The sequence below is a fragment of the Nocardioides daejeonensis genome (assembly GCF_003194585.1).
Lineage (GTDB): Bacteria > Actinomycetota > Actinomycetes > Propionibacteriales > Nocardioidaceae > Nocardioides > Nocardioides daejeonensis.
Window position 1 is genome coordinate 505,610 of sequence record NZ_QHKZ01000003.1, and the last position, 13,200, is coordinate 518,809.

The 13,200-nt window shown below is 70.5% G+C and carries 11 protein-coding genes; 4 read left to right on the forward strand and 7 right to left on the reverse strand.

The features are described 5' to 3' along the window. Positions 1–66 precede the first annotated feature (66 nt). On the reverse strand, positions 67–1,065 hold the full coding sequence (locus DNK54_RS10475; RefSeq protein WP_110206893.1) for a helix-turn-helix transcriptional regulator: 999 nt from the start codon (positions 1,063–1,065) through the stop codon (positions 67–69). Positions 1,066–1,281: 216 nt separating this feature from the next. On the opposite strand from DNK54_RS10475, the gene lysS reads away from it, so the two are divergent. Then, positions 1,282–2,931: a lysine--tRNA ligase gene (gene lysS / locus DNK54_RS10480; protein ID WP_110206894.1), complete on the forward strand. Its 1,650-nt coding sequence runs from the start codon at positions 1,282–1,284 to the stop codon at positions 2,929–2,931. A gap of 81 nt (positions 2,932–3,012) precedes the next feature. Here lysS and DNK54_RS10485 read toward each other — a convergent pair whose 3' ends face one another. From DNK54_RS10485 to DNK54_RS10495, 3 genes are all read right to left on the reverse strand, one after another. Then, a complete protein-coding gene (locus tag DNK54_RS10485) occupies positions 3,013–3,426 on the reverse strand; it encodes a DUF3151 domain-containing protein (RefSeq protein WP_239460024.1) in 414 nt (137 codons plus the stop codon). A gap of 6 nt (positions 3,427–3,432) precedes the next feature. Then, complete coding sequence (fbaA, locus tag DNK54_RS10490; RefSeq protein ID WP_110206895.1) at positions 3,433–4,467, reverse strand: class II fructose-bisphosphate aldolase; 1,035 nt, start codon at positions 4,465–4,467, stop codon at positions 3,433–3,435. A gap of 64 nt (positions 4,468–4,531) precedes the next feature. Then, complete coding sequence (locus tag DNK54_RS10495) at positions 4,532–5,179, reverse strand: TrmH family RNA methyltransferase (RefSeq protein ID WP_110207062.1); 648 nt, start codon at positions 5,177–5,179, stop codon at positions 4,532–4,534. 191 nt (positions 5,180–5,370) lie between these two features. On the opposite strand from DNK54_RS10495, the gene DNK54_RS10500 reads away from it, so the two are divergent. Beyond that, on the forward strand, positions 5,371–6,030 hold the full coding sequence (locus DNK54_RS10500; protein WP_239460025.1) for a VTT domain-containing protein: 660 nt from the start codon (positions 5,371–5,373) through the stop codon (positions 6,028–6,030). 269 nt (positions 6,031–6,299) lie between these two features. Here DNK54_RS10500 and DNK54_RS10505 read toward each other — a convergent pair whose 3' ends face one another. Further along, the gene (locus tag DNK54_RS10505; RefSeq protein WP_110206896.1) at positions 6,300–6,974 is read right to left on the reverse strand and encodes a class E sortase; all 675 of its coding nucleotides are present in this window, start codon (positions 6,972–6,974) and stop codon (positions 6,300–6,302) included. Positions 6,975–6,994: 20 nt separating this feature from the next. Between DNK54_RS10505 and DNK54_RS10510 the strand changes: the two genes are divergently transcribed. Both DNK54_RS10510 and DNK54_RS10515 read left to right on the forward strand, forming a co-directional pair. Continuing rightward, the gene (locus DNK54_RS10510) at positions 6,995–8,179 is read left to right on the forward strand and encodes a pyridoxal phosphate-dependent aminotransferase (RefSeq protein WP_110206897.1); all 1,185 of its coding nucleotides are present in this window, start codon (positions 6,995–6,997) and stop codon (positions 8,177–8,179) included. A 66-nt stretch (positions 8,180–8,245) separates the two neighbouring features. After that, positions 8,246–9,133: a carboxymuconolactone decarboxylase family protein gene (locus DNK54_RS10515; RefSeq protein WP_110206898.1), complete on the forward strand. Its 888-nt coding sequence runs from the start codon at positions 8,246–8,248 to the stop codon at positions 9,131–9,133. Positions 9,134–9,142: 9 nt separating this feature from the next. Here the strand turns inward: DNK54_RS10515 and DNK54_RS10520 are convergent, their stop codons facing one another. Both DNK54_RS10520 and clpB read right to left on the reverse strand, forming a co-directional pair. Then, positions 9,143–10,246, reverse strand: coding sequence for a hypothetical protein (locus DNK54_RS10520; protein ID WP_110206899.1), 1,104 nt, complete (start codon positions 10,244–10,246; stop codon positions 9,143–9,145). 171 nt (positions 10,247–10,417) lie between these two features. Further along, positions 10,418–13,003, reverse strand: a complete 2,586-nt coding sequence (gene clpB / locus DNK54_RS10525) for an ATP-dependent chaperone ClpB (RefSeq protein ID WP_110206900.1) — start codon at positions 13,001–13,003, stop codon at positions 10,418–10,420. Between the last annotated feature and the right edge of the window lie 197 nt (positions 13,004–13,200).

The following is a 13,200-nucleotide window of genomic DNA, read 5'->3' on the forward strand; positions in this document are numbered from 1 at the left end:
CGTGGAGTGCGTGTGTGCCCCACGACACCCCATCTCGGCCATTGAGCATGAAGCACGCGCCACGGCTCAGATCCAGCCCCGGCGGACCGCCTCCACCCCTGCCTGGAAGCGGCTTTCGACGGCCAGCTCCTCCATCAGGGCAGCGATCCGCCGCCGGACGGTGCGCAGCGAGAGGCCCAGCGCTCGTGCGATCTGCTCGTCCTTGGCCCCGTCGACCAACTGCTCCAGCAGGAGCCGGTGTCGCCCGGCCGCGGCACGGTCGCGAGCGGAGCCCGGCAGCGAGACGGCCCGCTCCCAGACCTCCTCCGCGTAGCCGGTGAGGGCGGCGACCAGAGCCGGCTGCCGGACCTGGACCCGCCGGTTGCCGGGGTGGCCCGGCAGTCCCGAGCGCGGAACGCCGAACGGCTCGGGGAGCATCGCACCTACTCCGCCAACGATCCCCAGCGGGCTGGGCAGGTCGGCGACCAGACGGACCTCCTCCCCCGCCTCGGCACGGGCCAGGACGATCTGCGGCTCCTCCACCAGCACCCGCGCGGGGTAGACGGCTCGTGAGCGCACACCCCGGGCGACGGCGGCAGCGACAGCCTGCGCGACCAGGCCCTGGTCGTAGAGATGCCAGGGCCCGGGGCGGAACCACAGCAGCTCACCCTCGGCCCGACCCAACCACGACACCAGGACCTGCTCGACGGACTCCTCCTCGACCGTCTCTCCGAGGAGGGGCCGGGGGCCGGGGACGGAAGGGTCCTCCGCCGGAAGCGTCGGCAGCAGCTCGACCAGCTCCCGCACCCGGCCCAACCCGGTCAGCGCCCGGCGAGCAGCGGCGAGCTCCACCTCGAGACCGGCGGCGAGCGCCTGGGCCGGGCTCCGGACGATCAGGGGATCACCCCAGGCGACCAGCCCGCATCCGACCAGCGGGCGCACGATCTCGGCCAGTTCGTCCTCGGTGGTCGACCAGTCCCGTGCGAGCGCGTCCAGCGACATGCCGGAACAGGGGCGGAGACGCAGGTAGAGCGCCTGCTCCCCGGAATCCAGACCTAGTTCGCGGAGCAGCGGTGTGATCAGCATTGCTGGCAGGTTACTGCCAACGTCCGATTGGCGACAGCATGCGGTCGCGCGGCTTTGCAAAAATCCACCCGAAGGACGGCGGAACAGGGCGGGGGACTGTTCCGTCGTCCTTCCTCGTTCCCGGCCCTGGCCCTCGTCCGCAGGCCAGCGGTCGCCACCAGTAGCCTGGGATCAGTCACGCGCCCGCGTGACCTCTGAGCTCAGGAGCATCGATCCATGGCCCGAAACGCCTCGCAGGTTCCCACCGACTGGGTGACCCGGGCCGCCGACGAGGCGGTCCGTCACGCCGGCGAGGGCAAGCCGGTGACCTGTGCGTCCGGGGCCTCCCCCAGCGGGCCGGTCCACCTCGGCAACCTGCGCGAGTTCCTGACCGTGCACTTCGTCGCCGACGAACTGCGCCGCCGCGGCGTCGACGTACGCCATCTGCACAGCTGGGACGACTACGACCGCTTCCGCAAGGTGCCCGCCGGTGTCCCTGCCGAGTGGGCCGACCACATCGGCCGGCCACTCTCCGCGGTGCCGGACCCGTGGGAGTGCCACACCTCGTGGGCCGAGCACTACAAGGCGCCGCTGCGCGAGGCGCTCGCCGAGATGGGCGTGGAGATGGTCGAGGTCTCCCAGACCGAGAAGTACCGCGCCGGCACCTACCGCGACCAGATCCTGCTGGCGATCCGCGAGCGGGCGCAGGTCGAGACCGTGCTGAGCCGCTACCGCACCAAGAAGGGCGACGACGAGGCGGCGGAGGCCGAGCCGGCAGAAGACCTGAGCCGCTTCCCCTACAAGCCCTACTGCCGCGGCTGCGGACGCGACACCGTCACCCTGCTCTCCTACGACGACGCGACCACCGACCTCGCCTACCGGTGCCAGGCCTGCGGCGAGTCCCACACCACCAACGTCGCCACCCAGGACGAAGGCAAGCTGGTCTGGAAGGTCGACTGGCCGATGCGCTGGGCCTTCGAGGGCGTCGACTTCGAGCCCGGCGGCGCCGACCACGCGACCCCCGGGTCGTCGTACACCGTCGGCAAGGACGTCGTGAAGATCTTCGGCGCCACCGCTCCGTCGTTCGTCGCCTACGGCTTCGTGGGGTTCGCGGGCATGCAGAAGATGTCCTCGTCGGCCGGCGGCGTGCCCACGGCCGCCGACGCGCTCCGCATCCTGGAGCCGGCGATCCTGCGCTGGCTCTACGTGCGCCGCGCCCCGAAGCAGACCTTCGACATCGACTTCGGTCCCGAGGTCGTGCGCCTGTACGACGAGTGGGACGCCCTCACCAAGAAGGCCGCCGACCCTGCCAAGCGCGACGTCGCGGTGCTCGCCTGGGAGCGCGCCGCCGCGACTGCCGACACCACACTGCCCACGCCGACGGTTCGGGTGCCGTTCCGCACGCTCTCCTCCGTCGCCGACGTGACCGCAGGCTCCGCCGACCTGATCTCCCAGGTGATCTCGCACGTGGGCTTCCCGCACGCATCGGTATCCGAGCTCGAGCCGCGGCTGGCCAAGGCGATGCAGTGGACCCACGAGTTCGTGCCCGCCGAGGAGCGCACAACGGTGCGCGAGGCGCCCGACGCTGACCGGCTCGCTGCGCTCGACGAGCAGGAGTCCGGCTGGCTGCGGCTGCTGGTCGACGGCCTCGCCGACTTCGACGGCGACCTCGACCAGGACGAGGTGACCACCCTGGTCTACGGCGTGCCCAAGCTGGCCCGCGGCTTCGCCGTCGAGGAGAAGCCGAGCGACGAGGTCAAGGCCGACCAGAAGGTCTTCTTCAAGCTGCTCTACAACCTGCTCGTCGACGCCGACCGGGGGCCCCGCCTCCCGACGCTGATCGTGGCGCTCGGCGCGGAGCGGGTCCGCCGCCTCCTCACGCCGTAGCGCGGGGTTGTGGTCGCCTCACGGGGACGGTGACGCCCCTTCTCGCCGACAGCACCCCACCAGGCGCCGTCTGGTCGGCACTCAGCCGAGGAGCACGTCGTACGCCGTCGGGCTGGAGTCCCGCAGGAAGGTCGCGCAGCGCTCCGCCTCGTCGACCTCGCCGATCGCCCGCGCGGCCTTGGTCAGCAGCGCGAGGCAGGTGAGGAAGCCTCGGTTGGGCTCGTGCTCCCACGGGACGGGGCCGTGCCCCTTCCAGCCGTTGCGACGCAGCAGGTCGAGGCTGCGGTGGTAGCCGACCCGGGCGTAGGCATAGAGGGTGACGTCGTCGGCACCGGTCTCGACCGCCTGCTGGGCGAGCGCCGCCCATGCGGCCGGCGAGGCCGGGTGCGTACGGACCACGTCGACGGGCGTCGTACCCGCGGTCAGCTCGGCCGAGGCCGGGTCGACGGGAAGGTGGGTGGGCGGAGGTCCGGCCATCAGGTCGGGAAAGTTCACGGTGGATCAGCCCTTCAGGGAGGTGCCGGCGGAGCGGAGGTTCTCGCAGGCCTCGACGATGCGGGCGGCCATGCCCGCCTCGGCCGCCTTGCCCCAGGCGCGCGGGTCGTAGGCCTTCTTGTTGCCCACCTCGCCGTCGACCTTGAGCACACCATCGTAGTTGGCGAACATGTGCGCAGCGGCGGGCCGCGTGAAGGCGTACTGGGTGTCGGTGTCGACGTTCATCTTCACCACGCCGTAGTCGACGGCGGCGGCGATCTCCTCCGGGGTCGAGCCCGAGCCGCCGTGGAAGACGAGGTCGAAGGGCGAGCTGCCCGCTGCCAGGCCGAGCTCGGCGACCACGGCCTCCTGGGCCTGCTTGAGGATCTCGGGGCGGAGCTTCACGTTGCCCGGCTTGTAGACCCCGTGGACGTTGCCGAAGGTCAGCGCCGTCAGGTAGCGGCCGCGCTCGCCGACACCGAGCGCGCGCACGGTCGCCAGCGCGTCCTCGGGGGTCGTGTAGAGCTTCTCGTCGATCTCGGCGACGACGCCGTCCTCCTCGCCGCCGACCACGCCGACCTCGATCTCGAGGACGATCTTGGCCGCAGCGCAGGCGGCCAGGAGCTCCTCGGCGATCTGGAGGTTCTCCTCCAGCGGCACCGCGGAGCCGTCCCACATGTGCGACTGGAAGAGCGGTGCCTCACCGCGGGCGACCCGCTCGGCGGAGATCGCCAGCAGCGGCCGCACGAAGCCGTCGAGCTTGTCCTTCGGGCAGTGGTCGGTGTGCAGCGCGATGTTGACCGGGTAGTTCTTGGCGACCTCGGCGGCATAGGCGGCGAAGGCGACCGAGCCGGTCACCATGTCCTTCACGCTCGGCCCGGAGAGATACTCCGCGCCCCCGGTGGAGATCTGGATGATGCCGTCGGAGCCGGCGTCCGCGAAGCCCTTCAACGCCGCATTGAGCGTCTGCGACGACGAGACGTTGATCGCCGGGTAGGCGAACGACTTCGCCTTGGCCGCGTCGAGCATCTCGGCGTAGATCTCGGGGGTGGCGATGGGCATGGGGGCGGTCCTCCATCAGGTGCTCCGGTACGACGCCACTCACCCTACCGGCGCCAGGCCATGCCTACCCGCGCCAGGCCTCCTCGCCCGAGAGGTCGGCGTACTGGCGGATCCAGGAGTGCATGGCGATCGCGCCGGCGGCGGAGGCGTTGATCGAGCGGGTGGAGCCGAACTGGGCGATCGAGAAGGTGCCGTCGACGACCTCACGGGCCCGTTCGGAGAGGCCGGGCCCCTCCTGCCCGAAGAGGAAGCAGACCCGGCGCGGCATCGCCATGGTCTCCAGGTGGTCCGATCCCGGCAGGTTGTCGATGCCCAACAGCCGCACGTCTCGCTCGTGCAGGTAGGCCGCCAGGTCGTCGGGCGTGGCGTGGTGGCGCACGTGCTGGTAGCGGTCGGTCACCATCGCGCCACGCTTGTTCCACCGGCGGTTGCCGACGATGTGCACCTCGGCGGCGAGGAAGGCGTTGGCGGTGCGCACGATGGTGCCGATGTTGAAGTCGTGCTGCCAGTTCTCGATGGCGACGTGGAAATCGTGCCGACGGGTGTCGAGGTCGGCAACGATCGCCTCCATCGACCAGTAGCGGTAACGGTCGACGACGTTGCGGCGGTCGCCGTGCCGAAGCAACTCGGGGTCCAAGCGCGGATCCTCCGGCCAGTCGGCGTCCCCGCCCGGCCACGGACCCACTCCGACCTCGGCCGGTCCGTGCGGCATCGGGTCGTACGGCGCGCGCTCGTCCTCCACGGCGGGTCACGCTACCCGGGGCGATGCTCCGTCGTACCTCCCGCCCAACGTCCTGCCCCCCGGTCGCCCGAGCAGCCCTCCCGCAGGACCTCCCACCCAACGTCCTGCCCCCCAGTCGCCCGAACAACCCTCCCGCAGGACGTCCCGGCTACGCTTCGCCCGTGACCGCGGACCTTCTCGCCCCGATGCTGCTCGGCATGAAGTGGATGGACCCCGAGTGGCTCCTGGACCAGTTCGGCCAGGAGATGTTCTGGGTGAGCGTGGCCATCGTCTTCATCGAGTGCGGGCTGCTCTTCCCGATCCTGCCGGGTGACTCGCTGCTCTTCAGCGTCGGGCTCTTCATCCACCGGGCCGGAGCAGGTGAGGCCGGGATCGACGTCAACATCGGTGTCGCCTGTGCGCTCCTCGCGGGCGCCGCCTTCCTCGGCAACGTCACCGGCTACGAGATCGGGCGCTTCCTCGGACCGAAGATCTATGAACGGCGTGGACGCTTCCTGAGACCCGAGTACTTCACGAAGACCGAGGAGTTCTTCGCGAAGCACGGCGCGAAGGCGCTGGTACTGGGCCGCTTCGTGCCGATCGTCCGCACCTTCATCACCCTCGTCGCAGGCGTCGGCAAGATGGACCGGCGCCACTTCTTCCTCTGGTCCTTCGTCGGCGCCCTGCTCTGGGCCGTCGGAATCACCCTGCTCGGCTACTTCCTCGGAGGCGTCGAGTTCCTGCAGCACAACATCGAGGCCGCGCTCCTGGTGATCGTGGCCATCTCGGTGCTGCCGATGGCCTTCGAATGGTGGCGCCACCGCCGTCAGCCCTCCGCCTGACCCTGTCGAGAAGCCACTTTCAACACGTCGAGAAGCCAGTTTCAACAGGCTGACACGATGACTCGCCGCACTGAAGTTGGCGTCTCGACGTGCTGAAAGTGGCGCCTCAACGTGCTGAAAGTGGCGCCTCAACGCGCTGAAGCTGGCGCCTCAACGCGCTGAAGCTGGCGCCTCAACGCGCTGAAGCTGGCGCCTCAACGTGCTGAAGCTGGCGCCTCAACGTGCTGAAAGTGGCGTCTCAACGTGCTGAAGCTGGCGTCTCGACGGGGTCAGCGGAGTTGCTTGTCCGTGAGCTCGCCGAAGACGACGAGCCGGTTGTCGGTGTGGAAGAGCTCGGCGCAGGTGGCCAAGGTGAGCAGGCGCTGGCCCTTCTTCTGCCTCGGTTGCGGGCCGTCGGGATCCGGGTTGGTCGGCAACGTGTCGACCACCCACGTGTCGCGGAAGGTCACTTCCAGGTCGTCGCCCCCGGTCACCAGCCGATAGGTGTACGTCGCCTCGCGCGTCTCGACCAGCACCTCGTCGCCGGCACGGAGCGAGGGCAGGTCGCGGAGCGGCTCCCCGTGTGTGACCCGATGCGCGGTGAGGGCGTAGTTGCCGCGCTCACCCGCACCCACGCTCTCCGTGAAGTGGCCATAACCTCGCGCCAGCACCGCGTCCGAGGTGCCACGAAGCACCGGGACGGCGTACTCACCCCCGAAGCGGGGGATCCGGATGATCGCCTCCACGTCCCCTTCCGGAACACGCACCGGGTCACGTCCGTCCGGGTGCTCGGCCCAGTCCTTCTCCACCTGCTCGATGATGCGAGCGTGAGCACGCTTGGCGACCCAGTTGGTCCCCCAGAACTGCCAGCCGAACCAGCCGAGCACGCCGAGTCCGGCCACCACCAGCCCGAGGCCCAGCCACCAGCTCCACGGCCGGCGAGGCCGCTGTCGTCTCCCACCCACGAGGCCATACTCTCAACAGCATGGCTGGTCACGCGCAACGCCTGGACGGCATCCCTCCCACGATCTTCTCCGAGATGTCCGCGCTCGCGGTACGTACCGGGGCGATCAACCTCGGACAAGGCTTTCCCGACGCCGACGGCCCGGCGAGCGTCGTCGAGGCCGCGGTCTCCGCGCTGCGGAACGGACGCAACCAGTACGCCCCGGGCATCGGGGTGCGCGAGCTGCGGGAGGCGATCGCGCGCCACCAGCACCGGCACTACGGGCTCGATCTGGATCCCGACACCGAGGTGGTCGTGACCACCGGCGCGACCGAGGGCATCGCGGCTGCCCTCCTGGGCCTCGTCGACCCGGGCGACGAGGTGGTGGTGCTGGAGCCCTACTACGACTCCTACCTCGCAATGATCGCCTTCGCCGGTGGGGTACGCCGCCCGGTCACCCTGCGCGCCCCGGACTACCGTCTCGACGTGGCTGCGTTGCAGGCCGCGGTCACCGACCGAACCCGGGTGATCCTGCTCAACAGCCCGCACAACCCGACCGGAACCGTGCTCCGCCCCGAGGAGCTGCAGGCGATCGCCGACCTCGCGATCGAACACGACCTGGTGGTCGTCACGGACGAGGTCTACGAGCATCTCGTCTTCGACGGCCACCGCCACGTGCCGTTGTGCACGCTCCCGGGAATGTTCGAGCGCACCGTGACTCTCTCCAGCGCCGGCAAGTCCTTCTCGTTCACCGGGTGGAAGGTCGGCTGGGCAACCGGGCCGGCCGACTTGGTCGGCGCGGTCCTGGCGGCGAAGCAGTGGCTCTCCTTCACCAGCGGCAGCCCCCTGCAACCCGCCATCGCACATGCCCTCGACCATGAGTGGCGGGCGTACGAGGAGCTCGCCGCCGATCTGCAGCTGCGGCGCGACCTGCTCTGCTCCGGGCTTGCTGCGCTTGACCTCGACGTGCGCATCCCCGAGGGCACCTACTTCGCACTGACCGACGTTCGCGCGCTCGGCTGGCCCGACGGCCGCGCCTTCTGCCTCGCCCTGCCCGAGCGGGCGGGGGTCGTGGCGATCCCGACCCAGGGCTTCCATGACGATCAGGAGGCCGGGCGACACCTGGTCCGTTGGGCTTTCTGCAAGGACGCCGCGGTCACCACAGAGGGCCTGGAGAGGCTGGCGCGCGCCGACCTCCGGGCGCCGCCCGGATCGCGCTCCGGGTGACACCCGACTCCTGGTCGGTGACACCGGGACCTTCCCGACCGCGCGCGAACGCACTACCGTGCCGCCATGTCACGAGGCACTACCACCGTCCTGGCCCGCTGGGCTCCCGACGTCGTGCGACCTTGGCAGGCCCTGGTCGCCCAGGCCGGCACCGGCGAGACCGCTGCGCTCGTCGGCCTGCTCCGGAGCACCTGCGCCGCCGCCAACGGGTTGGACGGCTTGCCGCTGCCGCCGGGCATACCCACCCTGCCGGAGTACGCGCCGGTCGTGGTCGAGTTCGCTGAGCAGTTCTGCGTCGACGTCTCCTCCGTCGACGACGAGCTGAGGGGCCGGTTCACCGAGGCAGTCGGGGCCGAGAGCGGCAACGTGGTGGCGGCGCTCTGGGTCGCCGACATGCTGCCGCGGGTCGACCACGCGCTCACTCGGCTCTTCCCCGAGGACGCCGACAGTGACTACGACGAGATCGCGTGGCGCACCCCGAGCGACCTGCTCACCGACGTGGTCGCCCGGCTCATCCCCGCCATGGGCCAGCTCCAGGCTCTCGATGCGGTGACCACCGAGGTGGTCAGGCTACGCGGGGCGGCGGCACACAACTGCCGGCTCTGCAAGTCGCTGCGGGACACCACCGCGATCGCGGCCGGCGCCGACGAGAGCGTCCTGTCGGGACTCGCCGACGACGCGCAGGCGCAGGTCGACCTCGAGCCGCGTCACCGCGCCGCCGTGGCACTTGCCGATGCGGTGATCTGGTCGCCCGCTCACCTCTCCGACGACCTGCTCGCCGACGTACGGCGTCACCTGAGCCCGGAGGAGCAGCTGGAGGTCGTGCTCGATGTGGCGCGCAACGGCGTCAACAAGATCATGGTCGCACTCGGCGCGGACGCGGCCCGGGTGACCGACGGCGTGGAGCACTACCACGTGGGAAGCGACGGCATCCCGGTCTTCGCAGAGGTCTGAGGAGGCCCGTCAGCGCCGCGCATCGCGCCGGTTGGAGTACCAGGCGGTGACCGGCGACCGGGTGAGCAGCACCGCGGCGTACGCCGAAGCTCCGGTGAGCACGAGCATCATCGGAGCGCCGGCGGCCAGGAGCAGCGAGAAGAGCGCGGTGGCGACGCACGAGGCGAAGAGGATCCAGCGCGCCCAGCCGAATCCGGCGAAGGCGAACCCGGCCATCGCCAGGGCGGCCAGCGCCCAGGCAGAGAGCAGCACGCTCATCACCACGACCATGGTGCGCAGCGTGGAGAGGGCGACTCCGCTGTCAGAGAACCGCTCGTCGGACTCGTAGAGGTCCCGCAGGATCGTGTCGTCGGCCGGCAGCACGAGCATCGCGGTCAGGGTGCTCGCCAACGAGAAACCGGCGAACACCCACACCAGCACACAAGCCGCGACGAGCTCGCCTGGGCGGCGCGGGGCGCGACGAGCGAGCGCCGGGTTGGCAGCGCCGTACCCCGCCCAGGGGCGAGGGCCCTCCGGCCCCGCGGGCGGCACCTCGGCCTGAGGCGTCGGCAGGGCGTCCTGCCCGGACCCGGGCAGATGCTCGTGACCCTGCGTCTCCTGCGGGGCCTGGCCCGTCTGCTGCGGCCAAGCGCCGCTGCCACCCGCCGCGGGCCACTCCCCCGCCTCGCGCGTCCGCGGCTGGGGTGCGCGCCCGGCGAACCAGTCCCGCGCCGGGCGCGTCCAGAGCAGCACGACGGAGACCGCGACCAAGGAGGCCGCGAACCCACCGACCAGCAGGCCGCTCACGAAGAGCGGGACAGCGAGCACGCTGATCACCACACGCGCCTGCTGGTGCCGCTGCAGCACGAAGACGCCGAGGATCGCCATGGCGGCGGCGCACGCGCCCGCCACCAGGGAGGCGCCGTGCATCAGGTCGATGACCCGCTGCAGGTCGAGTCCGGTGCCGCTCAGCGGCGGCTCCGAGAGCGACTTCTCGATCTGCTCGCGGGTGTCGATCGAGCGCAGTCGCGCGACGGTGTCGTAGACCGAGATGAGCACCACGACCGAGCCGACGAGGATCGCCCACCCCGAGAACGTGACCTGGGGCGGACGCGGCACGGTGCGTTCACTCATGCCGACCAGTCTCTCAGCCACGTCGAAACGACCGCGAACCGGTGACGGCGAAGGTGCTCCGCCGACACCGGTTCGGCACATGCCGGAGAGCAGCCGTACCGAGCGCTTTCGGTGCGCCGAGGGCTGGAACCGGTGTCAGCAGCCCTCGGCGCACCTCGATGAGCGACGTGCTCAGGCGTTGAGCTCGAGCCCGTCGGCTCCCAACGTCACCCGCACCTCGCCGCCATCGGTCACGGCGCCCGCGATCAGCAGCCGGGCCAGGGGGTCGCCGATCGCGGTCTGGATCAAGCGCCGCAGCGGCCGGGCACCGTACGCCGGGTCGTAGCCATGGTCGGCGAGCCAGGTCTTGGCCTCGTCGGTCACCGAGATGGTGATGCGGCGTACGGCCAGGCGCTTCTCCAGCAGACCCAGCTGCAGGTCGACGATGTGGGTGAGCGCCTCCTTCGAGAGGGCCTCGAAGAGCACGATCTCGTCGAGCCTGTTGAGGAACTCCGGCTTGAAGTGCCCGCGAACGACCCCCATCACCGACTCGTGCTTGGCCTCGGGCGACAGCGACGGGTCGACCAGGTAGGTCGAGCCGAGGTTGCTGGTGAGGATCAGCAGCGTGTTGCGGAAGTCGACCGTGCGGCCCTGGCCGTCGGTCAACCGGCCGTCGTCGAGCACCTGCAGCAGGATGTCGAAGACCTCCGGGTGCGCCTTCTCGACCTCGTCCAGCAACACCACCGAGTACGGGCGCCGGCGCACGGCCTCGGTGAGCTGACCGCCCTCGTCGTAGCCGACATAGCCGGGAGGGGCACCGACGAGGCGGGCGACCGAGTGCTTCTCGGAGTACTCGCTCATGTCGATGCGCACGATCGCGCGCTCGTCGTCGAAGAGGAAGTCGGCCAGCGACTTGGCCAGCTCGGTCTTGCCGGTGCCGGTAGGCCCGAGGAAGAGGAAGGAGCCGGTCGGCCGGTTGGGGTCGGCGACCCCCGCACGTGAACGGCGCACCGCGTCGCTCACGGCATTGACCGCGGCCTCCTGTCCGATCAGGCGCTCGCCGATGACCTGCTCCATCTCGAGCAGCTTGGCGGTCTCGCCCTGCAGCATCTTGCCGGTGGGGATCCCGGTCCAGGCCTCGACCACGTCGGCGATCTCCTGGGCACCGACCTCGTCGCCGACCAGTGGCTCGACCTCGGCTGCCTCGGCCTCGGCGGAGGCGGCGAGTGCCTTCTCCAGCTCCGGGATCTGGCCGTAGAGGATGGCGCTGGCCTCGTCGAGCTTGCCCTCGCGCATCAGCTTGTCGGCCTGCACCTTGATCGCGTCGAGGCGACGGCGCAGCTCACCCTCACCCTCCAGCGACGCCTTCTCGCGCTCCCACCGCACCTCCAGGGCGCGGAGTCGCTCCTCACGGTCGGCGAGGTCTGCGCGCAACCGCTCCAGCCGCTCCTTGCTGGCCTCGTCGCTCTCCTTGGCGAGGGCGAACTCCTCCATCTTGAGGCGGTCCACCGCACGGCGGAGCACGTCGATCTCCTCCGGGGAGGATTCCCGCTCCATCCGCAGCCGCGAGGCGGCCTCGTCGATCAGGTCGATCGCCTTGTCGGGGAGCTGCCGGCCGGTGATGTAACGGTCGCTCAGGCTGGCGGCGGCCACCAGCGCGGCGTCGGTGATCCGCACGCCGTGGTGGGCCTCGTACTTCTCCTGGATGCCGCGCAGGATCTGGATGGTGTCCTCGACACTCGGCTCGCCGACGTACACCTGCTGGAAGCGCCGCTCCAGCGCCGGGTCCTTCTCGATGGACTCCCGGTACTCGTCGAGCGTCGTAGCGCCGATCATGTGCAGCTCACCGCGGGCGAGCATCGGCTTGAGCATGTTGCCGGCGTCCATCTGGCTGTCGCCACCCGCGCCCGCTCCGACGACGGTGTGCAGCTCGTCGATGAAGGTGACCACTTGGCCGCCGGCGTCCTTGATCTCCTCCAGGACGGCCTTAAGGCGCTCCTCGAACTCGCCACGGTACTTCGCACCCGCGACCATCGCCGCCAGGTCGAGGCTGAGCACCCGGCGTCCCTTGAGGGAGTCGGGCACATCGCCGGCGACCACGCGCTGGGCGAGCCCCTCGACGACGGCGGTCTTGCCGACGCCGGGCTCGCCGATCAGCACCGGGTTGTTCTTGGTGCGGCGGCTCAGCACCTGGATGACGCGGCGGATCTCGGCGTCCCGTCCGATCACCGGGTCGAGCCGTCCCTCCTCGGCGGCCCTGGTGAGGTCGACGGAGTACTTCTCCAGGCTCTCGTACGTCGACTCGGCCTCCTGACTGGTCACCCGTCGGTTCCCGCGTACGGCGGTGAGCCCGTCCCGCAGCCCCTCCTCGGTGAGGCCGGCGTCGCGGAGCACAGCGCTGGCGCTGCTCTCCACTCCCGCCAGGCCGATCAGCAGGTGCTCGGAGGCGACGTAGTCGTCCTTCATGGACGACGCGAGGTCGAGGGCGGCGGCCAGCACCCGGGTCAACGCGGGGGAGGCGCCCGGCTGCTGCACGGTGGCACCGGTAGCACTGGGCAGCGCGGCCTGCGCGGCCTGCGCGGCGGCAAGCACGGTGAGCGGGTCCACCCCCGCCTTGCCGATGAGGTTGCGGGCGGTGCCTTCGGCATCGTCGAGCAGGGCCACCAGCAGGTGGATCGGCTCGGTCTGGGTGTTGCCACTGCGCGTGGCGCTGAGCTGGGCAGCCTCGATCGCCTCGCGGCTGCGGGTGGTGAACTTGTCGGCTCCGAACTGGCTCAACGCAGCTTCCCTCCTGGTGCGGATGGCCCGTCACTGGACCACCATCGTGTGACAAGACCATCGCGTCGTACGGCGGCTTGTCGAGACCCGACGGGCCTCACTCATCACAACATCAGGAAAGTTGAGTCCATTCCGCTCAACCCTGGCTTTTTTGCTCCGCCTCGCACTCCCCGCTATGACGGCCGGCTCCCGTCGCT

Coding starts and splice junctions, on each gene's coding strand:
- DNK54_RS10475 (WP_110206893.1), bottom strand. CDS start 1,065: ATGCTGATCACACCGCTGCTCCGCGAACTAGGTCTGGATTCCGGGGAG.
- lysS (WP_110206894.1), top strand. CDS start 1,282: ATGGCCCGAAACGCCTCGCAGGTTCCCACCGACTGGGTGACCCGGGCC.
- fbaA (WP_110206895.1), bottom strand. CDS start 4,467: ATGCCCATCGCCACCCCCGAGATCTACGCCGAGATGCTCGACGCGGCC.
- DNK54_RS10495 (WP_110207062.1), bottom strand. CDS start 5,179: ATGCCGCACGGACCGGCCGAGGTCGGAGTGGGTCCGTGGCCGGGCGGG.
- DNK54_RS10510 (WP_110206897.1), top strand. CDS start 6,995: ATGGCTGGTCACGCGCAACGCCTGGACGGCATCCCTCCCACGATCTTC.
- DNK54_RS10515 (WP_110206898.1), top strand. CDS start 8,246: ATGTCACGAGGCACTACCACCGTCCTGGCCCGCTGGGCTCCCGACGTC.
- DNK54_RS10520 (WP_110206899.1), bottom strand. CDS start 10,246: ATGAGTGAACGCACCGTGCCGCGTCCGCCCCAGGTCACGTTCTCGGGG.